We start from the raw sequence: 26,009 nt of genomic DNA on the forward strand, positions 1-26,009 counted from the left end.
CCGTGGTTAGTACACCTAGCCGCGCCCGTCCGCGTCCACCGAGATCCGTTTCGGATACACCCGGATGGATTGCATGGGAGCAAACCACAATTGGTGGAAGTGCACGTCGGTGTCACCGCGGTAGGCGAGTTCGAAGGCATCGGTGCCGGTGTTCATCGGGATCCACGTCCGGGCGGCCCGAACGAACGACGACCAGTGGATGAGCTCTCCTTCGGTGAGGAAACCTCCTGCCGCTGCCCACGTCTCGCCGGACTGCGCATCGGACGACGCCAGGTAGACCTCGCCGAGTGACGCGGTGACCCGCGGGCCGACCATCGCCGTCTGGAGGTACCACTGCGCGGTCGTCACGACGTCGGTGAATCCTCCGGAACGGGCGGCGCACCACGCGTAGTGGAGGTCCAGGGCGTCGAGTGCCTCCTCCTCGGAGAAGAACACATCGCGTTCGCCGATGGAGGACGGCAACTGGTCGGTGTTCTGCGTCGGTCGGGCGAGCAGGAAGAAGGCCCGGGAGGGTCGAGTGACCTGACGATAGGTATGTGTCCCCCGGTCGGATGCCTCGTCATGCATGGGCCAAGTATTCCCGACGGAGAAGATCCAGGACGGCTACTGCGCCATTCTTGTCCAGCGGATCGTTACCGTTGCCGCATTTGGGACTCTGGACGCACGATGGGCAGCCGCTCTCGCAACCACAGCTGGCGACGGCGTCGCGGGTGGCGTCGATCCAGGTCAGGAAAGCCGAGTGCCCTCGCTCGGCGAAACCGGCGCCACCCATGTAGCCGTCGTAGACGAAGACCGTCGGCAGCCCGGTGTCGGGGTGGAGGTCGGTGGAGAGACCACCGATGTCCCATCTGTCGCAGGTCGCCACCAGTGGAAGGAGGCCGATCGCCGCGTGCTCGGCGGCATGGAGCGAGCCCGGCAACCGGGTCTCGTCGATTCCGGCGTCGGCCAGCGACTCCGGTGTGAGGGTGTACATCACGGCGCGGGTGTTCAGTGTCTGTTCGGGCATGTCGAGTTCGACGGCGTCGAGTACTTCGCCGGTCCGCAACGTGCGCAGATACCCGACGACCTGGTGCGTGACGTCGACCTCGACGAACGCAACCGTCAGCGGACCGAATCGTCGGCTCGCGAGCGTGGCGGTGATGGTGATGTCGGTCGTCTCCCGCGCCGACGTCGTCCAGTCCGGATCCTCCGGGTGGGCCAGCGCGAGACCGTCGTCGAGGTCGAGTTCGTCGACGAGATAGGTTTCGCCCTGGTGGATGTGGACGGCGCCGGGGTGCACGGTCGACATGGCACGACCGGTGTCGACCGTACCGAGCAGTTGCGATGTCGTGGTGTCGACGATGAGGACCTGTCCGCCGATCCCGCCGCGGATGTCGACGTCGGCGTGGGGCTCGGTCCCGGCGGTGACATACCACCCGGACTTGCGTTTGCGGAGCAGACCTTCGCTCGCCAGGTCGTGCGCCACGTCGCGGGCGTTCCAGGCGTCGATCTCCTTGTCCGACAGCGGTTTCTCCATGGCGGCGCACAGCAGATGCGGACCCAGGATGTACGGGTTGGCGGGGTCGGTGACCGTGGCCTCGACGGGTTTGCCGAGCAGCGACTCGGGATGGTGCACGAGGTAGGTGTCGAGCGGATCGTCGCGCGCGACGAGTACGACGAGCGAGTCGCCGGACTCGCGCTGGCGCCCCGCCCGCCCCGCCTGCTGCCAGAACGAGGCGACCGTCCCGGGATAACCGCTGACGATCACCGCGTCGAGCCCGCTGATGTCGACGCCGAGTTCGAGCGCATTGGTGGTGGCCACGCCCAGCAGCTCCCCGTCGGAGATGGCCTTCTCGAGACGCCGTCGATCGTCGGCGAGATAGCCCGCCCGGTAGGCGCCGATCCGGGACTCGAGCTCGGGGGCGCTCTGCGACAACAGGTGCCGCGCGCTGAGCGCCGTCAGCTCCACACCCCGCCGGCTACGGGCGAAGCACAGCGTGCGAGCCCCTTCGACCACGAAATCGGCCAGCAGACGGGCGGATTCGGCGCCGGCCGAACGGCGGACCGGTGCGCCGTTCTCGCCGGTGACCACGGGCAGGAAGTCGGGCTCCCAGAGGGCGACGGTCCGCTCGCCGCGGGGAGACCCGTCTTCGGTCACCGCGACGGCCGGCTCGCCGATCAGCCTGCCCAGCGCCTCCGCCGGCTCGGCGACCGTCGCGCTCGCCCCGATGACGATGGGATCGGCGCCGGCCGCCCGCGCGATGCGCAGCAATCGCCGCATCACCAACGCGGTATGGGACCCGAACACCCCACGATAGTGGTGGCATTCGTCGACGACGATGAATCGGAGATGCCGGAAGAACTGACGCCAGCGGTGGTGATGGGACAGAATCCCGATGTGCAACATGTCGGGGTTGGTGAAGATCCAGCGTGAATGGGCGCGCGCCCACTGACGGATCTCGGGGTCGGTGTCGCCGTCGTATGCGCACGGCTGCAGATGCCCGAACTCCGGCCGTCCGGCGATGATCGACGACATCGCCCGGATCTGGTCGGCGCCGAGTGCTTTTGTCGGTGCGAGGTATAGCGCCGTCGCATTCTTTTCGTTCAGCAAAGCGGTGAGAATGGGCATTTGATACGACAACGATTTGCCTGAGGCGGTACCCGTGCAAATAGCGACATGATTTCCGTGGAATGCGGCGTCGGCCGCGCGCGCCTGGTGAGTCCACACCTTCTCGATGCCGTTGTCGGCATAGGCGTCGATCAGAGCTTGCGGCACCCACTCCGGCCAGTCGTCGAAAGATGCTGAGCGCGACGGGATTACCGATAGGTGAGTGAGAGGGGAGGGGTCGGCATCGGAACCCGCGAGGGTCCGGGCCAGCAGCCCTGTCCCGAATGTGGAGTACTGCATCTTCTGGTGACAACTCTTCGAAATAGTGTCGCTGCGTGGTCCCTGACCTGCGGCGATGTTACCGGCTGATGTCGTTGATCTGAAGTTTGACGAGGTTTTCACTCACTTTGGTTCGTGTGACTATCGCTGGGGGGCCGAACATGATTGACTGGTTCCGGCCGCAGCTTTCGCGACCCACCGCCCGGTGGGCGACAAGCATGTTGCAGCCGTGGTACTGAGGTTAGTTTGGCGGATCGATGCAGATCTTCGCGGGGCTCTTTGAGGTATGGCGGTCGACCGGCCACGACACGATGACCCATCGTGTCGCGACAGTTGATATGTAAAGGATTGCAAGAATGGCACAGGGAACTGTGAAGTGGTTCAACGCGGAAAAGGGCTTCGGCTTCATCGCGCCTGATGAGGGTTCCGACGACGTGTTCGTCCACTATTCCGAGATCCAGGGATCCGGTTTCCGCACCCTCGAGGAGAACCAGCGGGTGGAGTTCGAGGTCGGTCAGGGCACCAAGGGCCCGCAGGCCACTGGCGTCCGCGCCGTCTGAGAACACCCGCGTGTGACTGCACCACGCAGTCGGGGCAAACCACCGCTCCCGTTTCGATTCGTCGAGGCGGGAGCGGTTTGTTGTCTGTGCCCGGCGTGCGCGGGCGGCACGTGCTCCGCGGCGTCGTGAACCCGCCGACCCCAAACCCCGGCTCCGGCCCCGGGGACGACCTAGTCTCGACTCGTGGGCCAGTTGTCGTTTTTCTCCGCGGAGACCGAACAGCCCGCGTACACCGACCTCGCGGGGCTGCTCGCGGCGCACGGACAGACCGTCCGCTCCGAAACCGGTACGCGGGTCTCGATCGTGGTCGCCGATCGCTGGCGAGCCGAGCAGATCGTCGTCGAGATGCGTGCCGCCGGCCTCGACGCCGAGTCGACGACGTCGGATGAGGGGACGCCCCTGGCACGTACCGCCTCCTGTCATGAGCTGGACCCGTTGCACAGGGCATGGTCGTCCGGCGCGGTGAAGGCGATGCCGTCCGGCTGGGTCCCGAGCTATCGGGCGCTGCGTCTGTGGGTGATCGCCGCAGGTCACAGCGATGCCGGCCGCTATCAGCTCGGATTGGATCCTCACGCCCCGGAGTCGCACGCCGCCCTCGCGACCGCGTTGATGCGAGTCGGGATCGCGCCGACCCTCGTCGGTACGCGCGGGCAATCGCCGGCACTGCGGATCGCCGGCCATCGACGCCTGTCGCGCCTGCACGAGTACGTCGGGGTGCCGCCCTGCGCCGAGGCCGTCGCGGACTGGCCGCCGGTGGACGAGCATTAGCCATCCCACACTCGGGCTTCTGAGCTGGTAGAACGTGTCAATGTGGCGGCGGATCCGTCGCCCGGGCCGATCCGTCGCGGAATTCAAATGTGCAAACGGCGCTATACATAAGGTACAAACCCAACGAACACACCTGAACTGACACGCAGGAACGTTCTCCACCCAGTCAACCAAAGGACGCCCCGGTGGCAGAGACCAGCACCGCATCCCGCTCGAGTGGGGGCACCCGACGCCTCGTGATCGTCGAGTCCCCGACCAAGGCCCGCAAGATCGCCGGCTACCTCGGGTCGAACTATGTGGTGGAGTCCTCCCGCGGGCACATCCGCGATCTTCCGCGTGGCGCGGCCGACGTCCCGGCCAAGTACAAGGGCCAGCCCTGGGCACGCCTCGGCGTGAACGTCGACGACAACTTCGAACCGCTGTACGTGGTGTCCCCGGACAAGAAGTCGACCGTCAGCGAACTGAAGGCGCTGATGAAGGACGTCGACGAGCTCTACCTCGCCACCGACGGTGACCGCGAGGGGGAGGCGATCGCCTGGCATCTCCTCGAGACGCTCAAGCCGAAGATCCCGGTCAAGCGGATGGTCTTCCACGAGATCACCGAACCGGCGATCCGGGCAGCCGCCGAGAATCCCCGGGACCTCGACATCGACCTCGTCGACGCCCAGGAGACCCGCCGTATCCTCGACCGCCTCTACGGCTACGAGGTCTCACCGGTGCTGTGGAAGAAGGTCATGCCGAAGCTGTCGGCCGGCCGCGTGCAGTCGGTGGCCACGCGCATCATCGTCGAGCGCGAACGCGAGCGCATGGCGTTCGTGTCGGCCGAATACTGGGACATCTCCGCGACGATGGACGCGGAGAGCGCCGACGACTCGAACCCGCAGACCTTCAAGGCGCGACTGGTCAACGTCGACGACGCGCGTGTGGCCACCGGACGCGACTTCGAGGCCACGGGTGCCCTGAAGAAGTCGGACGGCGTGATCGTGCTCGACGCCGATCGTGCCGAGAGCCTCGCCGCCGGCCTGCGGGGCGCGGCGATGACCGTCACGTCGGTCGAGGAGAAGCCGTACACGCGCCGTCCGTACGCTCCCTTCATGACGTCGACGCTGCAGCAGGAGGCGGGTCGCAAGCTGCGGTTCACCTCCGATCGCACGATGCGCATCGCCCAGCGGCTGTACGAGAACGGTTTCATCACCTACATGCGTACGGACTCGACGAGCCTGAGCGAGTCGGCGATCAACGCCGCACGCAACCAGGCCCGCGAGCTCTACGGCGACAGTTTCGTCCACCCGACGCCGCGGCAGTACACGCGCAAGGTCAAGAACGCGCAGGAGGCGCACGAGGCGATCCGTCCCGCCGGCGAGACCTTCCGCACCCCGGGGCAGGTCGCCGGACAGCTCGAGGCCGACGAGTTCCGCCTCTACGAGCTGATCTGGCAGCGCACCGTCGCCTCGCAGATGGCCGATGCCAAGGGCACGACGCTGAGCCTGCGGCTCGCCGGCACGGCTTCCTCCGGGGAGCGCGCGACGTTCGCCGCGTCGGGACGCACGATCACCTTCCCCGGCTTCCTGTCGGCCTACGTCGAGACCGTCGACGAGCAGACCGGCGGTCAGGCCGACGACGCCGAGAACCGCCTCCCGCAGCTGACGGAGGGGCAGGCGCTCACCGCGACCGACCTCACCGCCGACGGCCACTCCACCAACCCGCCCGCACGTTTCACCGAGGCGTCGCTGGTGAAGGTCCTCGAGGAACTCGGCATCGGCCGGCCGTCGACGTACGCCTCGATCATCGGCACCATCCAGGACCGCGGCTACGTGGTGAAGAAGGGCAACGCCCTGGTGCCGTCGTGGATCGCCTTCGCGGTGGTCGGGCTGCTCGAGGCGTACTTCGAGAACCTCGTCGACTACGACTTCACCGCAACCCTCGAAGACGATCTCGACCAGATCGCCACCGGCAACGAGAACCGGACGCGGTGGCTGTCGGGGTTCTACTTCGGTGAGGATCGCAGCGCCGCCGACGGCGAGAGCCGTTCCGCCCAGTCGGCGATCGCGCAGCACGGCGGTCTGAAGAAGCTCGTGGGTGTCAATCTCGAAGAGATCGACGCCCGGCAGGTGAACTCGATCCGTCTGTTCGACGACGAGGAAGGACGCCCGATCTACGTGCGGGTCGGCCGATTCGGTCCGTACCTGGAACGGAACGTCGCCACGTCGCCCGACGCGGAGCCCGATCTGCAGCGCGCCAACCTGCCCGCCGACATCACCCCGGACGAGTTGACTCTCGCAGTGGCCGAAAAGCTCTTTGCCACACCGCAAGAGGGCCGTTCGCTGGGGACGGACCCGGCGACCGGTCACGAGATCGTCGCCAAGGAGGGCCGATTCGGCCCGTATGTGACCGAGGTCCTGCCGTCGGACGACGATGACGACGACGGGGACACCCCGGCGACCATTCCCGCGGGCCCGACACCGCGTGACGGTGGGGCGGGCGGTGGCGCCGGAGGTTCCGACCCCGCCGACGCCGATGTCGTCCCACTCGACGCGCCCGGTGGCGGCACGGCCACGAAGACGAAGTCCGCGGCGAAGAAAACCGCGAAGAAGGCTGCGAAGAAAGCCGGTCCCAAGCCACGCACGGGCTCGCTGTTCAAGACGATGGACATCTCGACGGTCACCCTCGACGATGCCCTGAAGCTGCTGTCGTTGCCGCGCGTCGTCGGCGTCGACCCGGAGTCCGGCGACGAGATCACCGCGCAGAACGGCCGGTACGGCCCGTACCTCAAGAAGGGATCGGACTCGCGATCGCTCGGTTCCGAGGAGCAGCTCTTCGAGATCACCCTCGACGAGGCGCTCAAGATCTACTCCGAGCCCAAGCGTCGCGGTCGGCAGGCGGCCGCACCGCCGCTGCGTGAGCTCGGCAAGGACGACGAGGTCAGCGGCAAGCCGATGGTCATCAAGGACGGCCGGTTCGGACCCTACGTGACCGACGGCGAGACCAACGCCAGCCTGCGCAAGGGCGACGAGGTCGCCTCGATCACGCCGGAACGCGCGATGGAGCTGCTCGCCGATCGCCGGGCGCGCGGGCCGGCCAAGAAGGCCACCAAGAAGGCGGCGAAGAAGGCTCCGGCCAAGAAGACGGCGGCGAAGAAGACGACCGCGAAGAAGGCCGCAGCCAAGAAGACGACCGCCAAGACCGCGACGAAGAAGGCGACCGCCAAGAAGACCGCGGCCAAGAAGGCGACCCCGGACGCCGAGTAGGAGTACCGCGTAGGAGCAGCGGTGATCTGCAGCTCGCAGCCTTGGGGCGAGTCGCTCAGCCCTGCCGGTCCGGCTCGAGGTGCGGGCGTGCGAGAAGTGTCTCGATCCCGCGCCCGCGGAGTTCGACGCCCTCGCCGATCTCCCAGTGCTCGGCTTCTTCGTGGGATGCCAGGAACACGGCGCGCGCCGACCCGAGAACGCGTGTGGGTTCGTCTTTCGCGAGTTCGGTCAGGCGGGCCGCCTCGTTGACCGGGTCGCCGATGACGGTGTACTCGAGTCGCTGTTCGGCGCCGATGTGTCCGGCGATTGCCTTGCCGGCCGACACCCCGATGCCGATGTCGGTGTCACCGAGGGACTCGTAGAGCTCGGCCCGCAGCTCGCGCGCGGACGCGAGTGCGCGGCCGGCGAAGTCGTCGAGGTCGAGCGGGGCCCCGAAGATCGCGAGCGCGGCGTCGCCCTGGAACTTGTTGACGAACCCGCCATGACGTCCGACGACACCGACGACGACCCGGAAGAACTCGTTGAGCAGCTCGACGATCTCACGTGGCGGCCGGTTGACCGCCAGCCGCGTCGAGCCGACGATGTCGACGAACAGGACGCCGACGTACCGTTCCTCGCCACCGAGTTCGGTGCCGGTCTCGATCGCACGGCGCGCGACGTCTTCGCCGACGTAGCGGCCGAACAGGTTGCGCAGCTCCTGACGTTCGCGCAGGTCGGCGACCATGTCGTTGAACCCGGCCTGCAGCAGGCCGAGGTCGCTGCCGTCGTAGATCTTCACCGCGACGTTGAGGTCGCCCTCGCTGACCTTGGACTGCGCGCGGCGCAGCTGCTTGATCGGGTCGTTGATGGCGGCCACGACACGCACGATCGCGATGACGCTGAACGCGAGTGCGGAGATGGCCATCCACAGGATCGGGCGTTCCAGGCCGGTGGAGTCGGCCTCGATGATCCCGAGTCGATGCAGCACGATCATCCCGATGATCACCAGCATCGGAGCCACGACGCTGATCACCCAGAACGCGGTGATGCGGGTGGTGACGCTGGGCGCGATCGCGTTGTCGGGGTTGTTGGCCATGGCCGCGACGGTGATGGGCCGCATGACCTTCTCCGCCTGCATGTAGCTCAGGGCACACGTGACCATCGCGCCGATCGCGCTGGCGATCGCGACGATGAAGGCGTTCTTCGACGACACGGTCAGGTTGACCAGTGTGAACAGCGTGCCTCCGACCACCCACAGCGCGGCGTTGACCGCGGTGAGCAGCATCGGCAGGGCCAGGGCGCGGCGTCGCGCGGCCTCGTTGTCGAGTCGGGTGCGGCGACGATGCCAGATGAGCACCGGTAGGGACAGCTGGATGCTGGCGAAGCCCCCGATGACCATGGCGATCAGCAGGTAGGCCGCGAAGATGACCTGGTTCAGCGCGGTGATCTCGTCGAGGCTGATCGAGTCCTGGATCGGCATGCCGAAGCGCAGGAACGCGAAGGTGAACAGTGCGCCGACGAGGTTCGCCCGGAGCATGTCGAGTGCGAGAATCGGCCACGGCGTATGAATGAGCCATCGGGCCAGATGCAGGCCCTTTGACCACCGCGACCGTTGTTGAACCACGGAGACTACGGTAGCTGGCTGCTTGCAATCGTTAAACACGGTTCCGTGTCTCAGGCGTGTCCGAACTGCGGATTAGGGTGTTGCTGTGACAAATGTCTTCGATCGGCTGACCGGGCAAGAGGCCATCGCCGACGATCTGCGGGCCGCCGCGCGTGCCGCTCGTGTGCTCGCGGTGAGGCTCGACGCGGGGACCTCGAACGACCTGTTCCTGCCCGACGACGAGATCCCGGCCGTCGACGCGGGGTGGTCGCGGGCGTCGATGACCCATTCGTGGTTGTTCACCGGACCGCCCGGCAGCGGTCGTTCGGTGGCCGCGCAGTGCTTCGCCGCGGCACTCCAGTGTCAGTCGCCCGACGCCGCGAACGTCGGCTGCGGCGAATGCCGCGCGTGCGTCACTGTCATGGCCAAGACCCACGCCGACGTCCGCCATGTGGTGCCGGAAGGGCTCAGTCTCGCCGTGGGGGCCATGCGCGACATCGTCCAGGCCGCCGCTCGCCGACCGGGGACGGGCCGGTGGCAGATCGTGATCGTGGAAGATGCCGACCGGCTCACCGAGCAGGCCGCGAACGCCCTGCTGAAGGTCGTCGAGGAGCCGCCGTCGCGAACGGTGTTCCTGCTGTGCGCGCCGTCGGTCGACCCGGAGGACATCTCGGTGACGCTGCGGTCCCGCTGCCGGCACGTCGCACTCGTCACGCCGACGACCGCCGACATCGAGCGCGTCCTCGTCGAGCGTGACGGCCTCGACCCGGAGCAGGCGCACTGGGCCGCGTCGGTGTGCGGCGGCCACATCGGTCGTGCGCGTCGGCTGGCGACCGATCCCGAGGCGCGCACGCAACGCGAGAAGGCTCTCGGGCTGGCACGTGCCGCGGCCCGGGATTCGACGGCCTACGCCGCCGCCGAGGACCTGGTCCGGTCGGCCGACGAGGCCGCCAAGGCGATCAGTGCCGAGCTCGACGTGGTCGAGACCGAGGAGATGAAGACCGCGCTGGGTGCGGGCGGCACCGGCAAGGGCACCGCACGGATGCCGCGCGGTAGTGCCGGCGCGCTCAAGGAGCTGGAGAGGCGACAGAAGTCGCGGGCCACCCGGGTCGGGCGCGACGTCCTCGACCGCGCCCTGGTCGACCTCGCCGCGCTCTTCCGCGACGCGCTCGTCGTCGGTGTGGGCGCTCAGGTCACTGCGATGCATCCGGACAAGGCCGAGGACATCGCGAACCCGCTCGCCGGCTACGCCAAGCCGGAGCAGCTGCTCCAATGTGTCGAGGCCGTGCTGGCGTGCCGGGAGGCCCTCGACATGAACGTGAAGCCCAAGTTCGCCGTCGACGACATGGTCGCGCGGATCGGACTCGCGCTCGCGCGACGGGTCGACGTGTAGTCGAAGCCCTCTGAATCTCGGTCTCAGTCCCGGGAAGCAGACCCTTGGAAATTGGTAACCGATGTGTTACCAATGGGTATGGACGGATTCGAGGCGATCGCAGACCCGGTGCGTCGCTCGCTCATCGCGCGCCTGGCTCGGGGGTCAGCGCGTGTCGTCGACCTGGCCGCCGACCATCCGATCAGCCGCCCGGCCATCTCGCGGCATCTGCGGGTGCTGGGCCAGGCAGGCGTCGTGTCCGCGGTTGACCAGGGGCGCGAGCGTCATTACGAACTCGTGCCCGGGGCTCTTGCCGAGGTGCGCGAGTTCCTCGACGCGGTGGACGCCGGCACCGCCACGCCCAGGTTCGGTGAGCACCATCTCGACGCCCTCGATCTCGAGGTGCGGCGCACGGTGCGTGAGCAGGCGGGCGCCGACGACGCCACGCCGACAGCAGATTCGAGCAGCAGACAGAAGGAGACAGGGTGAGTACTGACATCGCGGCGACGGGCCGCCGGGAGATTCGTGCGGGGGTGCCCTATGTGATTCTCGAGCGCACGTTCGCCGCACCGATCGACGCCGTGTGGGCGGCCATCACCGACCCGTCGCGGATGGAACGGTGGATCGGCACGTGGACTGGTGATCCGGCGACCGGGTCCGTCGACTTCCGCATGACCGCCGAAGGCGACGACGTCGAGTCCGAACGGTTCTCGATCCTGGAATGCGTACCGCCGCAGAGACTCGCGATGACGTCGACGACCACCGGTGACCAAGGCGACGAGGTGTGGCTGCTCGAGCTCGATCTGAGCGAGACCGACGGCACGACCACCCTCGTCTTCGCGCAAGGGCTGCCGCGACCCGAGTCCGCCGAGAACGTCGGTCCCGGTTGGGAGTACTACCTGGATCGTCTGGTGGCCGCGGAGTCCGGCCGCGATGTCGCGACGATTGACTGGGATGTGTACTACCCGGCGCTGTCCGAGCCCTACGCGGCCATGTTCCGGGACTGATCGGATCGCGCTCGGACGTGATCGCCGGAGCCGGCCCGGACGGCGACCTATCATGAAGCGACGGTCGCGAGCCGCGAGCGCGACGATGAGCGAGGAGTAGGCGATGTCGGACTTCATCCGCAAGATCAAGGAAGATGCCAAGGCCGTCTCGGCCGCCATCGACCAGGAACTCACGGTGCTCGAGGGTGTCCCGGGCTACGACCCGCTCGCCGACAACAAGGATGTGGACGCGTCTGACGAGGCCGCTGACCCGGAGCAGGCCGAGGACGAGGTCAAGTAGGGCGCATGCGACAAACGGCCGCCGGATGGAAACCATCCGGCGGCCGTCCTGCTCCACGCGGGTGTGCTCGCGGCTGAACTCACCCCGGGGCGCTCACTTCTGAACGAACCCCAACAGCGCCTCGTTCACCTCGGCGGCGTGAGTCCAGAGCAGGCCATGGGGGGCGTCGGGGATCTCGACGTACTCAGCATCCGGAACGGCCTGATGGAAGCGGCGTCCGCTGGCGTCGATCGGCAGGATGTTGTCGGCCGTGCCGTGCAGGATCAACGTCGGCTTGCCCGAGTCACGAACGGCGGCAACGTCTTCCCGGAAGTCCTCGACCCAGGTCGGGACGACTGCGTAGGCGGCGACCGGAGCGCTGCTGACCGCGGTGTTCCAGTTCGCGTCGACGACCTCCTGTGTGATGCGGGTGCCGAGGTTGTCGTCGAGGTTGTAGAAGTCCTTGTAGAACTGCGTGTACCAGGCGTAACGATTCTCCTTCGCGGCCGCGGCGATGCCGTCGAAGACGGAACGGTCGACGCCCTCGGGATTGTCGTCGGTCTTGACCAGGAACGGCTCGAGCGACGCCAGGAACGCGAACTTCGCAATGCGGTCCGTGCCGTGGTTCTTGGCGTAGCGGGCCAATTCGCCGGTGCCCATCGAGAATCCGACGAGGATGACGTCGCGGAGGTCGAGCGTCTCCAACACGGTGTCGAGGTCCGCGGCGAAGGTGTCGTAGTGGTAGCCGGTGCCGACCTTGCTGGACTTCCCGAAGCCGCGGCGGTCATAGGTGATCACGCGGTAGCCGGCGTCGATCAGCTCGCGGGCCTGTAGCTCCCAGCTGTTGCCGTCGAGCGGGTAGCCGTGGATCAGCACGACGGCCTGACCGGTTCCGTGGTCTTCGTAGTACAGCTCGATGTCGGTGGAGTTCTCGGTGCCGACGGTGATGTAACCCATTGCGATCACTTCTCTCTGATGAGGCGATCCGATCGGGATCGGTATCGGATACGGCGTGTGGAGAACGGTCGTTCTCGCCGGTGATTGCTACACTAGAGAACGATCGTTCCCCGCGCAACCCCAAGCCGGGAATCGGCAGAAGAGGAGTGTGTGGTGACCGATGCCGTGGACCCACGTGAACGAGTGGTCCGTGCCGCTGACCAGCTGTTCAACGCCCACGGTGTCCACGCCGTCGGGATGGACAAGGTCCGGGACGCCGCGGGGGTGTCGCTGAAGAAGATCTACGCGATGTTCCCGTCGAAGGAAGCACTGATCCTCGCGGTTCTCGACGACCGGACCCGGCAGTGGAACGCGGGGATCGCCGCGTGCGCCGACGGACTGTCCTCGCCGCGGGACAAGCTGCTCGCCGTGTTCGACTTCCTGCTCGAATGGTTCGGCACCGACGAGTTCCGCGGATGTGCCTTCATCAACGCCTATGGCGAACTCGGCGCCGAGATGCCGTCCGTGGCTTCGGCGGTCCGTGCCCAGAAAGCCGACTTCCAGCAGTACGTCGCCGGCCTGGTCGCCGAGTTGGGCGCCCCCGGCGGACTCGGCGCACAGCTCTCCATCCTCGCCGAAGGTGCTCAGACCACGGCGGCGATCGCCGGTTCGGTCCGTCCCGCCGACGATGCGCGTGCCGCCGCCGAAGTCCTGATCGATCAGGCGCTCCGCTGACATGGATCCACGGGAGGCGTTGCGCGCCGCGAGCCCTCGTCGATCGTGCATCGTTTGCCGGCGCGGAATCGACCGCGGTCGTTCATCCGGCCCCGCCGGGTGGCTGTGAAAATCGCTGGCGATGGATCGTGATCGGTGCGATCCTGCGACGGTGATCGACCCAGACACCGACTCTTCCATCGCCGAGACCTTCGTCGAGAACGGCTTCGTCAAGATCGAGCGTCCGTCGTTGCGAAGCGCAGCGGACCGCGCGCGAGCGGGTCTGTGGGCCCAACTCGGACTGTCCGAGGACGATCCCGCGGGCTGGACCGAACCCGTGCGCTGGGCATCGGACATGGTGGGAGCCGGCCCGTTCGGAGCGCTGACCAACAGTCCGGAGCTGACCGAGGCGCTCGACGCGATCTGCGGCGTCGGGGGTTGGACACCGCGTGGAGCGCTGGGCAACATCCCTGTTCGCTTCCCGGTGCCGCCGACCGTCGATGACCGAGGCTGGCACATCGACGCCAACACCCCGTGCGACGACGGATCGTGGGTGGTGAGCCGGCGGCCCCACACCGTGCTGGTCCTGACCCTGTTGTCCGAGGTCGGACCGTCCGCCGCGCCGACCCGCATCCGGGTGGGATCGCATCTCGACGCCGTCGACGTCCTCGACGACGAGGGGCAGAGTGCCTTCGAGGTCGGCCCGCTCCTCGATGCGGCGAGTCGTGACCGTCGGGTCGCCTACGCGACCGGAAGTCCCGGCGACGTCTATGTCGTCCACCCGTTCACGGTGCATGCAGCCGACGAACACCGCGGTGCGACACCGCGATTCATGGCTCAGGGGCCGGTGATGCTCGCCTCGCCGTTGTCACCGGACTCGGCCGGTCCGCTCGCGTGCGTGTTCGGCTGAACCGCTGACCGCCGATGTCGGATCAGGCTGTGGAGTCCGTGGACTCGCCGCCGGAACCGGAGCTCCCGGAGCGGTCGCTCGATGCGGAGCCGTCGTCGCCCGATTCGGAACCGGTATGGCCTGCTGAGTCACCGGACTCCGAGTCGCGGGATTCCTCCGGCTGCCTGTCGTCGCCCTCATCGTCCGACTGCGAATCGGTGTCGGTGGTCGCACTGTCCTCGCGCTCGTCCGGCGTGCCCTCGACGCTGTCGACATCGATGTCCGGCAGCGTCTCTCGATCCACTTGCCGCGGTTCCACGGGGTCGCGGGACGCCTCGACATCGGTTCCGGCGTCGGAAGTGGTGTCGCGGGTGTCGGGGTTCGGCTCGATGGGCCGCCCCCGAGGTGGTTCGGCGGTGTCCGGCTCGCCGCGCGTGTCGACGTCGGTCCGTGGTGTCTCGTGAGGCCGTTCGGTTCTCGGGGGGACGCCGTCTCGTCCGAGCGACCTCAGGAGTGCCGAGACGAACGGGATGGTTTCGAGCCACGCCCGGATACTCCACGGTCCCCGCGGATCTGACACCAGGACGATGACCGGCCCGCCGGTACTCGGCGGAGGGGTCAGGCTCGTGTTGCCGTCGGTCCCGCCCGGGCCGCCGGATGCCTGGGGATCGCCGGTGTAGACGACGAACGGGCTGTCCGCGTCCAGTCCGGCGATGACGGTCATGACCGCCAGGTTCTGTTGCACGGCGCGTTCTTTGGTCTCGTCGTCGAACTCCGTCGAGAGTACGGCGCGGGTGCTGGGGCCACTGGCGATGATGGGGCCGATCGACTGCGGGTGGTCGATGACCACAGTCCGAGGTGCGCCCGTGACGGGCACGTCTCGTGCGATGAGCGAGCCGGAGTCGGTCGACGGCGGCGCCGCGAGTGACGTGCCCGTCGAGGCGGTCCCGACCTCCGACGTCGGGGCGCGGCTCGGACCGAATGATGCGGCGGGTGATTGGGTGGACACCTGGACGGTGGCCGGCACGGCGAAGGCGTGTACCAGGGTGGTGGTGTTGATCGACGCGACTGCCGTCGGGATCACCGTGCAGAGCGAGAGCGCGGCGAGGGTGAGGGACGTGCCGGCGAAACCCGAGGGTCGCCGAAGAGGACCGACGCCGTCGTTGTCGACGGCGCGGTGCGTGCCGCGCCGATGTGATGCCACCCCTGGGTCCCCTCTTTGTCGCTCAGATAGTAGACGATGCGCGGGGGGCATGGTGTCGTCTGAATGACGCAAATCGGGACATCTACGCGACGCGCCGGGGTTGTAACTACTCGAACGTCGCTCGGCGGTCGTCGAAGGCGCGGAGCCGGGGCCGAAATGGAGCCGCCCAGGGGAATCGAACCCCTGACCTATTCATTACGAGTTCTTCGGTGAGCGCTGACCAGCGGAAACGCCGACGGTCGCTACGTGTCGCCTCGTGTCGAGTAGTTGCAGTTAAGGGTACGTATCAGACCGTCGGATCGGTCGCTGACTGTCCATCGGTGTCGTCCAAGGTCGAGCCGTTGTGTGTGCTCTGTGTGTGCTCGTGTGTGCTGGCTTCAATCTTCGCGACGGCCGCGAACAGTTCGTCGTCACCGCCAGCGTGCGCGTAGACACGGTTCACGAGCGTGGAGTCGGCGTGTCCGAGCAATCTAGCAACACGGGTCGCATCGACCCCGCTGGCGATGGCGTGGGACGCCCACGCATGGCGCATCTTGTGCGTCGTGACCTTGTCGATGCCCGCGGCCTCGCACGCGGATTTCAGTGCGCGGTTGACGTTGGATCCCCGGAACTGCTTCCCCCGGGAGGTGCGGAAGATCAGCACATCGTCGAGCAGGCTGCCCAGGAGCGCATTGATGTCGTCGACGTCGGATTGTCTGCCCTTCCGCGCCGCTCGCAGCTTGGGTAGGCGCGCCTGCTCGACGGCCAGCGCCTCACGCAGGACGGCTGCGGCCTCCGGTGACAGAGGCACCCGACGAGAGCGACCGGACTTGGTAGCGCCGATCACAAGTCCGCCTTTGGTCTCGACGGCAGACCGCCGGACGTTGAGCACGGCGCCACGGGGGTCGGAGTTGTCGACGTCCCTCCGGCGCAGTTCGCACACCTCACCGATGCGGAGCCCGGTCAGCGATTGGAACCGCACAAGTCGGCGGGTGTGCTCGTCGGCGACGTGAGTCAGCAGAACGTCTAGGTCAGCCGGAGTCAGGTAGTCGTCCGCGGCGTCTTCGTCTGCGACGACCGTTCGCCGGTCGGTGGCAGGCACCGTGGCTCCTCGCGCAGGGTTGGTGCGGATGAGCCGATCGTCGACCGCGACGTCGAGCATCTTCCGCACGACGTTGACGTATTTGCGGACGGTGGTCAGTGACTTCGCCGGGGCCTTCGGTCGCTCGGTGAGCAGGTCGGCAATCCACCGGTTGATGTCGGACACCAGCAGGGACCCGACGCCCTGGTCCCCGAACCGCTCGCAGAAGACGTCCACGATCGACCCGTAGGACTGTCGGGTCGACGCCGGTTTGGTCGCTAGCGTGCGCACGTAGATGTCGGCGACGGTGCGCACGACCGTCCGTGACCGCTCGCTCTCGATGTAGCTGCCCGACCGGAACTGATCGGCCAGCTCGTCCCGGCGCGCATGCGCGTCATCGCGGTCCTCGAACCGCTCGTAACGCTGTTTTCCAGCGGTGTCGATGTACCGAACTTCCCAGCGCAGCGGCGACTTGGCGACGGCCCGACCGGCGGCATTCGTCGTCCACGCGTACTCGCGGCGCACCTTCCGGCGTGCGTCGGAGTAGTGCCGATCGAACACTGACACCGTGCCGACCTTCCGCCGACCGGGGGAACGGGGAGCGGGGCTGTCGTCGAGGTAGACGACGTCGGGGGTCTCTCGTTGACTCACAGCGACAGACTAGCAGATGACCTATTCACTGAGGCGAACTGTTATTCGTCTCTAAATGGGCGTTTAGCAGGCATTAAGTCCCGTATTTGGACACACCTGAATCGGTTGGTGATCACTCGTCGATTGCGCGCGCTGGCGACGGTGATGGACCTTTGTTGGCAGCTCGCCGACACCGGACGACGAAACAGCCGGAGTCACAACGACACTCAACTGAGGAGATAAAATGTCAACTGCGGCAATCAATCTCACTGACCGGGCACGGGAAGTGCTGGCGTCTGCTGACGCTCTCGACCGTCTGCTCGACACCGACGAGACCGGGGCTGTTTGCGGACTCTCACCGCGCACGTTGCGCACCTGGCGGACCGACGGCAGTGGCAAAGGCCCCGCGTTCGTCCGGGTCGGTGGCGCGATCCGGTACCGCGCATCAGACGTCCAGACGTGGATTTCGCGGCTGACCTGACCTCTCACGCACACCAGTGACCGGGGAGCGTATCTGGCGCAAGACGCACTCGCACGCAATCGAATTGAGGAAAATTGCCCAGGAATGAGAAACGGCGCCCGACCCGGAAGTCGGGCGCCGCCGCCACGGTTGCCAACCGCGGACTCAGAGAGCAGGAGAACGCTCACCACGACGATACGTCGAGCATCGGACACTTCGCACCCGTGACGCCCACGGACCCTGAACAACTCGACATCGAGACCGACGTCGAGCTGGCCGCGCACACGCTCGCGGAGTCCGGGGGGTTGGTGCTACCGATCATCGCTGACGGTAAGACTCCGCTCATCCGAAGCGGCTTCCACGCGGCGACCACCGACCACGGGATGATCTCCGCGTGGTGGCGGCGCTGGCCCGATGCGAACCTCGCGGTGGCGGTGCCGTCCGGCGTCCTGGTCATCGACATCGACCTCGACAAGCCGATGGCCGCACAGACGATCACCGACCTCGAATCGAGGTACGGCCCGCTGCCCGCCACGCGTACCGTCCGGACTCCCAAAGGTGGCTTGCACTACTACTACGCCGTTGACCCGGCGATCCGCTTCCGAGGGATTGCAGGGCCCGGTGTCGACCTGCGCGCGGGTGGTCGTCACTACGTACTCGTGCCCCCGAGCCGGATCGGGACCGCGCGCTACGAGTACCTGGACAGCGACGAGTGGACCCCCGCTGCCGAGCTCCCGCTGTCGTGGATCGCAGGTCTCGAACATCGGCGCCCGGTGCTGCACACGACCCGGCATCGTGTCCTACCCGCGGCGCTGAGCGGGATCGGTGACGTGTCGCTGGAGACGGTCACGGTCGACGACCTCGGCGACTTCCTCGACGCGCTGCCACCCGGAAAGATGGACCGGCTCATGGCCCGCGCCGTCGAGCCGACCGCGCTGGCGGTGTCGATGCGCAAGGCCGCGCACGACACCCTGACGCGCGTCTCCTACCGTGTCGTCGCGCTCGCGGCCGAGGGGCACCCCGGGGGCCGCGTTGCGGTGCGCGACGTCATCGCGGCGTTCGTGCGGGAGATGGAACGGCGGATGAGCGCCGGTGAGCCTGCACGCGACCCCGACGACATCGGAAGCGAGATCGTGCGCGCCGTTGCCGGTGCGGTGATCCGGGTGAGTGCCGAATGAGCCGGTTCGATGGTCTCGCCGGTGCCGCCGACATGCCCGCGTGCGGTGGACACTTCGACGAGCAGAAGGGCAAGCCGGTGGTCGCTGTCGACCCGGCGCCAGAGGTCGACGAGCCGCAGGACCACGACGCCAACGAAGACGCTCCGCTGGCCGCGGTACGTGCTATCGGCGAGCGGGTCGCCGCGCTGGTCCCTGATGACGCCGAGGACGAGGACGAGACCGGCGCTGACGACCACCTTATCGACGGCGCGGTATGGCTGTTCGATGAGCCCGACGCCGCACCCGCGTTGTGGGGCAGCGGGTCCCGTGTCCTGTGGTCGGCGGGGGAAGCGCTCACGATCAGCGGCCCGCCCGGTGTCGGTAAGACTTCGGTTGCCGCGCAGGTGGTTTCGGGGTCTCTGGGACTGCGTGACCGGGTGCTGGGGTTTCCGGTCACCGAGTGTCGCCGCGTGCTGTATCTGGCGATGGACCGCCCGGCGCAGGCGCGTCGCAACATCCGGCGATTCTTCGAGCCCGAGGACCGCGAGCGGTTGGCCGGTCGCCTCGTGATCAAGCAGGGTCCGCCGTGGGTCGACTTCGCGGTCGACTCCGACGCGTTCGTCGAGTTGTGTGCGCGGGCCGGACTTCAACCGGGAGACCGAGTGGTCGTCGATTCGATCAAGGATGCGGCCGTGGGCCTGTCAGAGGACCGCGTTGGCGCTGAGTACAACCGCGCGCGGCAGAAGGTCCTGACGGCGGGGGTTGACGTCCTGGAGCTGCATCACATGGTCAAGCGGTCCGGCGACGGCCCGCCCAAGACGTTGGCCGATGTCTACGGGTCGCAGCACATCACCGCCGGTGCCGGGTCGGTGGTCCTCTTGCACGGCGTGGCCGGTGATCAGGTGGTGACGCTGTTGCACCTGAAGCAGCCCATGGACGACGTCGGGCCGCTGTTCGTCACGCACGACCCGACCGGCCGCAGCACCGTTGACGGTTCCGCAACCGACGTGGTGACCCTCGTGCGGAGCCAAGGCGCCAAGGGTGCGACCGCGACCGACGTCGCGGTGATGTTGTGCGACACCTCGCGGCCGTCGCGCTCGCAGATCGAGAAGGCGCGCAGGCGGCTCACCGAGGCCGTCGGACGCGGCGCGTTGGTCAAGCGCGACGGCGAACGCGGAGGCAGCGGCGACGACGGACGATCGCCCACCCGGTGGTTTCTGCGTGCCCACGGCGACGAGAACGGTTGAGCGTCAAGTGATCCAACTAGTCAATCACGCGTCAATCACGCCGAAAACCATAACCGCAGGTCAGCCAATCACGGCCTCAATCACGCGCGGGTCAATCACGGGCCAATCACGCTCAATCACGGTGGCGCTGTTTGCCCAGGTCAGCCAATCACGCACTCGTGTGATTGAGGGTCAATCACGGATTCCGCCCCCCTGGAAGGGGGGCGAAGCCACCGTGACGGCCAGATTTGAGAGAGGAGAAACGACGAAATGACCCGCGGAGACGGACCCCGCCGACAGCGTGACGTCGAGCGGCAGGAGGCCCGCCGAGCACAGTTCGCCGACTACTGCGATCGGCAGATGCGGGACCCGACCCCGGGCACCACGTGGCACCCTCTCTACCGCTGGCCGAGCGACACCGATGCCGAGCACGCCGCGCGAGTGGCCGAGCACGAGCGGACCCAACAGACCACACACACCGAGCACGACACGACCACCGGCCGCACGGCCGGATGAGAGGAGATCACATGACGACCGACTTCGACCCGAGCGCGCCGCCGCCGCCCGAGGCGTTCCGCGAGAGCCGCCGCCGCGACCCGGACCCCTACGGCCTCGACCGCCCGCCGATGAGCCGAGCCGAGATCGCCGCGGCCAACAGGGACACCGAGGCCCGAAACTCCGACGCCCGCATGGAGCGGGAAGTCGCACGAGCGAACGCGTTGGTGCCGCAGAGGCCGCCGCGCAGCGTCGCGCAACACCCCATGACGCCGAAGCTCTCGGACGCCGGGGAGATCGGCGCAACGGTGCTCGACCTCGTGCGCTACAGGCACGCCGAAGGTGCGCTGTCCCGCGCGCTGTCCCGGATCGACGAGGAATCGCGAGAGCTGTCCGCGCGGATCAAGACCGACAACCTGCGAGCCCGCACCGCGGACGCGGCCAGCGCGGCCCTGGACGCGGCCGAGAAGCGGGAGAAGGTGCCGCCGACCCTGACGCCGTTGATCGAGTGGCAGCGAGACCGAATCGACCACGTACCGCTCGCGACCGAGCAGGGGGTGCGCACGGCAATCGAGCGGGGAGCCGCAGAACGGGCCGAGGCCGCGGTGGTGGCCGCTCTCGCCGAGGTCGACGCCGCTGTGATCGAGGAGGCGAGGAAGGTGCTGCGCGATGCGGCGCAGGCTCACGAGCGGCTCAATTTGGCCGGCCTCACCGTGGACGTGTCTCTCGACGACATCGTGGACGGGGACGCCGACGACGGCGCGGTGTCGTCGATCCGGTTGTGGCGCTCGGCGGTGTCGCGGTGGGACGAAGTGCAGCGGGTCCGTCAGTGGGTTGCGGCCGTCCTCGACCGCGGTTTCGAGGTCCACCGGGGAGTGCTGCGCGTAGTTCCGCCGCCGCGGGTCAAGGTCGGCGACTTCGTGACCGACGAGCAGGCGCGAGAGCACAACTCGCCGCAGGCTGAGGCCCGCACCCAGGGGTCGCAGTGGGAGGGGTCCACTGCGCCGCGTGCTGTTGGGGAGGGGTCCTCGCATACGGCGTTGCGGTGGTGGTGCGGCCTGGACGAGGGGTCTCGTCCTGCTCCTCGTGGTGTGGCTGATCTCGTGGAGACGGGGGACATCTGATGGATGACCGAGGATTCGGCCGCTACCTCGACGAGTCGATGGCCGCGCGACCGCACACGGCGCAGGAGGCCGAGGCCGAGCACAACACGAGGGGTCGCACCACGGCTGACGGGACCGACACCACCACCACCACCGACAACGGGACCGAGCACCGTCCGCCGCCGACGACCCGACGCGGACCCGGACGCGCTGGCGCCACTGACCGAGGCTTCGGCCGGTACTTGCCTGACTGACGAGTGATCGGCCGTCAGCCCGATCTGGGACCCCGATACTGCTGCGTGCGGTGTCGGGGTCTCGTCGTATCCGAGGGTCGTTGGTTCGACACGTCGGCCAGAGAGGGGGGGTGTCCACCCCTCCCCACCGTCTCGCGCAGGGCACCGCCGCGTACTGCCCGCTCGTGGGTGTGCGGGTCTGGGCCAAAACCGCCTATACGACCCTGACCAGGGCAAACGGACCCCTGAGAGGCCCGTCAGCGGCCTAGGATCGACTAGTCCAGGTTCGCCCGACCCTGAACTACGTTGCCGCGCAACGCAACGCGAATCGGTTCATACGGTGGCTAGTGCGTACTTGCCTTCGGCATGCATTTGTCGAGCGTTGTCGATGACACGCTTGAAGACGTCCACCATCGGGCTGTCGGGGGTCAGTCCGAGATCGGCCAGGTTCACGGTAGATCCGCTGTCGTCGTCGGACAGTGCCTCACTGCCGCCGAGGGCCAGCCAGACAAGCATCTCGCTACCGTCAGGGTCCTTGCCCTGCGCGACGGCCCAAACCGAATCGAAAGGTGTCATCTGCGAGGTGATCGTTTGCAGCGTGTCCTCGAACTCGACCGGGATCAGGATCGCGTCGCCGCTAGCGGCGGTTTGCTCGAAGAACCATTCGATCTCGCTGGCTGGCTGGCTCTCGACATATCCGGTCAGGAACGTCAGTGCATTCTCGTAACTGGGCGCGTCAATCCCACCTCGCACCCAGACTCCGGACCCCTTGCTGGCCTCGTGTTCGACTAGCTCACGAACAGGGGGCAAGTTATCGACCGCTGTCTCCAGGGAGAACGCTAGTGCCTCCCGGTACTGCTCGCGCGCGTCTTCGAGGTCGTGGGCGCCCCCGACGATGCTCTCGGGCATGGAGTAGAAGTGCCACTGGGGCCCGCCGGACATGCTAGAGCGGTAGACGACAGTCTGTGCGTCGTTGGCCATCACCTCACACCTCTCTTCGTGCGTTCTGCGGGGTCAATCCGACGTCATTAACCAAGACACGCCGGACCATGTTCCCGGTAATCTCCACACCGTCATGGTATGCGAACGTGAACTCGTCGTCTTTACCCTTGTATCTGCGGTGTGAACCGCGTTGGCGGATTGGGGGCCCGCAATGTCGTTCGATGACGCGAATCAGGTCGGACGCGCGCACCGACGGCCAACTATCGCCCATCTGACGTCCTGTCGGTCACTCGGCGATGCTACTTCACGTTTGTCACGGTTGATCGCCAATCGAGACGGTGTGCCCAAGCGAGCATCGCGCAAACGGGGCCAGGTTTGCGGGTTAGCTTTCGGCGGTGTGTGTGCTCTGTGTGTGCTGCCGAAGCGTCGCTGCTCGTGCAGCGAACCGCCAGAGGCGAACAGAATCGCGTCTGATCTGCGTTGATCCATGGAGCCGCCCAGGGGAATCGAACCCCTGACCTATTCATTACGAGTGAATTGCTCTACCGACTGAGCTAGGGCGGCGTGCTACGCGAGGCAGCGCTGACGAGTCTAGCGAGGGTCGGAGAACGAACAAAACCCGGGTCGTCGACGGCAGGTGATGGTTCCGCCGGAGCGTCGGTCGGGTCAACCCGGGAAGTCGGTACCGCAGACCACCGGCACCGGACGCTCCAGATCGAGCGCATTGCGGACCAGCGTCCCGACGGTCGGCGAGTAGGCCATCCCGACATGACCGATCCTCGACGCCGGGCACACATCCTGCACCACGGTGTTGGTGATGTTGGGCCCCGGCGGCATCAAGGTCAGTACGTACGGGGTCGAGATCTCGTCGTACCGCGTCGCGAGATTGACGTACCGGATCGAGGGGTGTCGCGGACCCCAGTAGCTCTGACCGGGAGCGCGGGCCGGCAGCCGGTCGGTGATCGAACCGACACGTGAGTATCCGCGGTTGGACGCGGACAGTCCGACGATCGTGCCCACCTGTGCCGCGCGTCCAGGTATCTGGGTGACGAGCTGAGCGATCGCGCCACCCTGGCTGTGGCCGACGAGGTCGACCTTCTCGGCACCGGTCGCGGTCAGGACTCGGTCGACGAAGGAGGAGACCGCACGGGCGGACTCCTCCTTGTTCCCCAGGCCTCCGGTGTTGCCGCTCCAACTGGTCTGACCGTAGGTCAGGCTGAACACGCAGTAACCCGCGTTGGCCAGCATGGGCGCGAGGTACGCCCAGTTGGCGCCCTGGTTCATGGCCGTCGCGTGCAGCAGCACCACGGGGTTGCGGTCTTCGCGGTCCCGGCAGTCGAAACGATTCGAGCCGGCAGGCGACTCCGACGCCGGGCTGAGGTACCGAGAGGCGATGGCGGTCGCCGCGTCGGTCGTGACGGGGAACGGCGCGGCGTGCGCGGTGCCCGCGACGAGGCACAGGCTCATCGCCGCCACCGCGGTCATGGCCGACGCGACCCCGGCTCGGATGCGGTTCATGAAGAAAATTGTCGTCGACCGGACGGTCCGGCACGGCGTTTCGGCGACTGCTACCCGGAGTCGCGACGACGGAATTCGACGCCGCGCGGCGACAGTTCGTAACCGACGACGAGGCTGTCGGTCAGTCCGAGCTTCTTGAGCTTGGTGATGTCCTGCTTCAATCCTGCTCTCTCCCGGCCGAGTTCGGCCGCGAGATCGGTCGACACCACACCGGGGCGGCGGGCGATGACGTCGAGGACTTCGCGCGTCCACGGTCCGCGCGTGGACCGCGCGTCCATGCGATCGAGGCGGGTGCGGATCTCGTCCACATCGTCGTCGGACAGATGGTCATCGGCGCGCAGAGCGATCCGCGGGTCCTCGCCGATGCACTGCAGTCCGATCCGGTAGGTCGGGTTGTGGACGTTGACGCACAAGGTGGCCCGCACGGCGTCCGCGTCCTCGAAGCCTGCGCGACGCGCTTCGTCCTGCGTGATCCGTTCGGGGTCGACGCGTTCCAGGGACGTCACCTCGATCACGTGCGTCAGCGCTATGAAGCTCGAGCCCGGATGGATGCGCGGATGGCCCCATCGCCGGAAGGCGAGGTCGACGGTTCCGTCGGCGACCCCGCGAACGACTGCGGCCGTGAGAAGCACAGTCTTCGACCTTAGCGAGCGGGTCGATGTCGTGCATGACCTGCGGTCCGACGTGCGTGTCACCTCTGTGGATGACAGCTGAGAGGCCGCTGAGAGCTGTTGTAGGGTGACCCGAGGTCAGCGACGGCAATGCCGACGTATTCGGGGGACCCCCTGCGTCGTGCCGTCGTCGGGCGCAACTTCACGACGACATGATCACCGGCCGGGGGGAGGGATCTTTGGTGCCGCCAAGTGTTCCCGCATTGTGGTTTCCCGACGTCCCGCCGTGGCCCGTCGTCGAGGCGACACCCGCCGCCGATCTGGCCGCTCACCTGGCCCGACACCATTCCGTACGCCCAGCTCACACCACTTCGCAGCCAGCGGCAGTGGCCGTCCTCGAGCGTCCGGTGCCGGTGGTCGAGGAGCCGACCCGGGCCCCGGCCCGCGCGGTGGACCCAGCTGCTCCCCGTCCCTCGTCCGAGCTCGACGCGTTCTTGGCCGAAGCCGAGAAGTCGGTGCGTGCGAAGCGGAAGAACGGGCCAGTCGCGCGCGGAGAACGCCGCTCGGGTTTCGGTTCACCACTACGAATCGCGGGTGCGGCAGCGGCGATCGTTGTGATTGTGGCCACAGTTCTGGGCGTGGTTCTCACTCGCAGCAGCGAGCCTGCTCCGACGACGGCTTCAGCATCGAGCAGCGATGCCGCTGACTCTTCGATGCCGTCCACGTCGGCTGTCGCGAGTGAGCCTGCCTGTACGCAGCGTCCGGTGGGGTCGGGGACCACGGTGTCCGACGGTGACGACGCCGGCAACCAGGAGTCGGGCGCCGGAGCGATCCGTGCGTTCAACCACGCCTACTACGTGTTGCGTTCGGCGAGGGCGGCCCGCGCTGTCGCGGCCCCTGGCGCGGTGGCCTCCGAGTACGTGATGCAGCAGTACATCAACCAGCGACCGCTCGGGACCCGGCACTGCCTGATCGTCTCCGACCGCGGGCCCGGCGAGTACTCGGTCGTGCTCACCGAACTGCAGCCCGACGCTGCGCCCATCACCTATCGCCAGGTCATCCGCACGACGACCACCGGCGGTAAGTCCTACATCCAGTCCATCAGGTCCGTCGAATGAGTTCCCGCCCAGCCTGTTCCGGGCACCGAGAGAGGTAGAAGCGCCATGAGT

The 26,009-nt window shown here is 67.3% G+C and carries 25 protein-coding genes and 1 tRNA gene; 16 read left to right on the top strand and 10 right to left on the bottom strand.

The genetic code is table 11. The features are described from left to right. Positions 1–15: 15 nt before the first annotated feature. Both AMD30_RS22610 and AMD30_RS22615 read right to left on the bottom strand, forming a co-directional pair. Positions 16–567, bottom strand: coding sequence for a hypothetical protein (locus tag AMD30_RS22610; RefSeq protein ID WP_035718080.1), 552 nt, complete (start codon positions 565–567; stop codon positions 16–18). After that, positions 560–2,887, bottom strand: coding sequence for a DEAD/DEAH box helicase (locus tag AMD30_RS22615; protein WP_035718079.1), 2,328 nt, complete (start codon positions 2,885–2,887; stop codon positions 560–562). The genes AMD30_RS22610 and AMD30_RS22615 overlap by 8 nt, the downstream gene beginning before the upstream one ends. 335 nt (positions 2,888–3,222) lie before the next feature. On the opposite strand from AMD30_RS22615, the gene AMD30_RS22620 reads away from it, so the two are divergent. The 3 genes from AMD30_RS22620 to topA all read left to right on the top strand — a co-directional run bounded on the left by AMD30_RS22620 (position 3,223) and on the right by topA (position 7,442). Continuing rightward, entirely contained in the window at positions 3,223–3,426 is a 204-nt protein-coding gene (locus AMD30_RS22620; RefSeq protein ID WP_004022110.1) for a cold-shock protein, read from the top strand. 183 nt (positions 3,427–3,609) lie between these two features. Then, positions 3,610–4,194: a hypothetical protein gene (locus AMD30_RS22625; RefSeq protein WP_010844243.1), complete on the top strand. Its 585-nt coding sequence runs from the start codon at positions 3,610–3,612 to the stop codon at positions 4,192–4,194. A gap of 185 nt (positions 4,195–4,379) precedes the next feature. After that, entirely contained in the window at positions 4,380–7,442 is a 3,063-nt protein-coding gene (topA, locus tag AMD30_RS22630) for a type I DNA topoisomerase (RefSeq protein WP_010844242.1), read from the top strand. 55 nt (positions 7,443–7,497) lie between these two features. Here the strand turns inward: topA and AMD30_RS22635 are convergent, their stop codons facing one another. Next, the gene (locus AMD30_RS22635) at positions 7,498–8,958 is read right to left on the bottom strand and encodes an adenylate/guanylate cyclase domain-containing protein (RefSeq protein WP_010844241.1); all 1,461 of its coding nucleotides are present in this window, start codon (positions 8,956–8,958) and stop codon (positions 7,498–7,500) included. 172 nt (positions 8,959–9,130) lie between these two features. On the opposite strand from AMD30_RS22635, the gene AMD30_RS22640 reads away from it, so the two are divergent. The 4 genes from AMD30_RS22640 (at position 9,131) to AMD30_RS25310 (ending at position 11,683) form a co-directional block, all read left to right on the top strand. After that, entirely contained in the window at positions 9,131–10,417 is a 1,287-nt protein-coding gene (locus AMD30_RS22640) for a DNA polymerase III subunit delta' (RefSeq protein ID WP_010844240.1), read from the top strand. A 78-nt stretch (positions 10,418–10,495) separates the two neighbouring features. Beyond that, positions 10,496–10,885, top strand: coding sequence for an ArsR/SmtB family transcription factor (locus AMD30_RS22645; protein ID WP_010844239.1), 390 nt, complete (start codon positions 10,496–10,498; stop codon positions 10,883–10,885). Beyond that, positions 10,882–11,403, top strand: a complete 522-nt coding sequence (locus AMD30_RS22650; RefSeq protein WP_010844238.1) for an SRPBCC family protein — start codon at positions 10,882–10,884, stop codon at positions 11,401–11,403. The genes AMD30_RS22645 and AMD30_RS22650 overlap by 4 nt, the downstream gene beginning before the upstream one ends. Positions 11,404–11,506: 103 nt before the next feature. Next, on the top strand, positions 11,507–11,683 hold the full coding sequence (locus AMD30_RS25310; protein WP_010844237.1) for a hypothetical protein: 177 nt from the start codon (positions 11,507–11,509) through the stop codon (positions 11,681–11,683). A 93-nt stretch (positions 11,684–11,776) separates the two neighbouring features. On the opposite strand, the gene AMD30_RS22655 is transcribed toward AMD30_RS25310, so the two are convergent. After that, on the bottom strand, positions 11,777–12,619 hold the full coding sequence (locus AMD30_RS22655) for an alpha/beta fold hydrolase (protein ID WP_010844236.1): 843 nt from the start codon (positions 12,617–12,619) through the stop codon (positions 11,777–11,779). A 150-nt stretch (positions 12,620–12,769) separates the two neighbouring features. On the opposite strand from AMD30_RS22655, the gene AMD30_RS22660 reads away from it, so the two are divergent. Both AMD30_RS22660 and AMD30_RS22665 read left to right on the top strand, forming a co-directional pair. Further along, complete coding sequence (locus tag AMD30_RS22660) at positions 12,770–13,333, top strand: TetR/AcrR family transcriptional regulator (protein ID WP_010844235.1); 564 nt, start codon at positions 12,770–12,772, stop codon at positions 13,331–13,333. Between the two features lie 121 nt (positions 13,334–13,454). Then, positions 13,455–14,222, top strand: a complete 768-nt coding sequence (locus AMD30_RS22665) for a phytanoyl-CoA dioxygenase family protein (protein WP_010844234.1) — start codon at positions 13,455–13,457, stop codon at positions 14,220–14,222. A gap of 22 nt (positions 14,223–14,244) precedes the next feature. On the opposite strand, the gene AMD30_RS22670 is transcribed toward AMD30_RS22665, so the two are convergent. Both AMD30_RS22670 and AMD30_RS22675 read right to left on the bottom strand, forming a co-directional pair. Then, positions 14,245–15,405: a hypothetical protein gene (locus AMD30_RS22670; RefSeq protein WP_010844233.1), complete on the bottom strand. Its 1,161-nt coding sequence runs from the start codon at positions 15,403–15,405 to the stop codon at positions 14,245–14,247. A gap of 286 nt (positions 15,406–15,691) precedes the next feature. Beyond that, on the bottom strand, positions 15,692–17,116 hold the full coding sequence (locus tag AMD30_RS22675; RefSeq protein ID WP_055477193.1) for a tyrosine-type recombinase/integrase: 1,425 nt from the start codon (positions 17,114–17,116) through the stop codon (positions 15,692–15,694). Positions 17,117–17,339: 223 nt separating this feature from the next. On the opposite strand from AMD30_RS22675, the gene AMD30_RS22680 reads away from it, so the two are divergent. The 6 genes from AMD30_RS22680 to AMD30_RS22705 all read left to right on the top strand — a co-directional run bounded on the left by AMD30_RS22680 (position 17,340) and on the right by AMD30_RS22705 (position 21,790). Then, positions 17,340–17,576 carry a helix-turn-helix transcriptional regulator gene (locus AMD30_RS22680; protein WP_084817352.1) on the top strand — a complete coding sequence of 79 codons (237 nt, stop codon included), beginning with the start codon at positions 17,340–17,342 and terminating at the stop codon, positions 17,574–17,576. A gap of 203 nt (positions 17,577–17,779) precedes the next feature. Beyond that, positions 17,780–18,733, top strand: a complete 954-nt coding sequence (locus AMD30_RS22685) for a bifunctional DNA primase/polymerase (protein ID WP_055477195.1) — start codon at positions 17,780–17,782, stop codon at positions 18,731–18,733. Next, on the top strand, positions 18,730–19,959 hold the full coding sequence (locus AMD30_RS22690) for an AAA family ATPase (RefSeq protein WP_055477196.1): 1,230 nt from the start codon (positions 18,730–18,732) through the stop codon (positions 19,957–19,959). The genes AMD30_RS22685 and AMD30_RS22690 overlap by 4 nt, the downstream gene beginning before the upstream one ends. A 249-nt stretch (positions 19,960–20,208) precedes the next feature. Further along, a complete protein-coding gene (locus tag AMD30_RS22695; protein ID WP_055477197.1) occupies positions 20,209–20,454 on the top strand; it encodes a hypothetical protein in 246 nt (81 codons plus the stop codon). A gap of 11 nt (positions 20,455–20,465) precedes the next feature. Beyond that, a complete protein-coding gene (locus AMD30_RS22700; RefSeq protein ID WP_055477198.1) occupies positions 20,466–21,557 on the top strand; it encodes a hypothetical protein in 1,092 nt (363 codons plus the stop codon). After that, positions 21,557–21,790, top strand: a complete 234-nt coding sequence (locus tag AMD30_RS22705; protein WP_055477199.1) for a hypothetical protein — start codon at positions 21,557–21,559, stop codon at positions 21,788–21,790. The genes AMD30_RS22700 and AMD30_RS22705 overlap by 1 nt, the downstream gene beginning before the upstream one ends. 312 nt (positions 21,791–22,102) lie before the next feature. Here the strand turns inward: AMD30_RS22705 and AMD30_RS22710 are convergent, their stop codons facing one another. The 4 genes from AMD30_RS22710 to AMD30_RS22725 all read right to left on the bottom strand — a co-directional run bounded on the left by AMD30_RS22710 (position 22,103) and on the right by AMD30_RS22725 (position 24,861). Further along, positions 22,103–22,750 (bottom strand): hypothetical protein, encoded by a 648-nt coding sequence (locus AMD30_RS22710; protein ID WP_156354386.1) that lies wholly within the window; start codon positions 22,748–22,750, stop codon positions 22,103–22,105. Between the two features lie 449 nt (positions 22,751–23,199). Beyond that, a tRNA-Thr gene (locus tag AMD30_RS22715) sits at positions 23,200–23,275 on the bottom strand. Positions 23,276–23,377: 102 nt separating this feature from the next. Further along, positions 23,378–24,229, bottom strand: a complete 852-nt coding sequence (locus AMD30_RS22720) for an esterase/lipase family protein (RefSeq protein WP_055477201.1) — start codon at positions 24,227–24,229, stop codon at positions 23,378–23,380. Positions 24,230–24,279: 50 nt separating this feature from the next. After that, positions 24,280–24,861: a hypothetical protein gene (locus tag AMD30_RS22725; protein ID WP_055477202.1), complete on the bottom strand. Its 582-nt coding sequence runs from the start codon at positions 24,859–24,861 to the stop codon at positions 24,280–24,282. A gap of 743 nt (positions 24,862–25,604) precedes the next feature. Between AMD30_RS22725 and AMD30_RS25580 the strand changes: the two genes are divergently transcribed. Continuing rightward, the gene (locus tag AMD30_RS25580) at positions 25,605–25,958 is read left to right on the top strand and encodes a hypothetical protein (protein WP_231632825.1); all 354 of its coding nucleotides are present in this window, start codon (positions 25,605–25,607) and stop codon (positions 25,956–25,958) included. Positions 25,959–26,009: the final 51 nt, after the last annotated feature.

The sequence above is a fragment of the Gordonia sp. HS-NH1 genome, from assembly GCF_001418765.1.
GTDB lineage: Bacteria > Actinomycetota > Actinomycetes > Mycobacteriales > Mycobacteriaceae > Gordonia.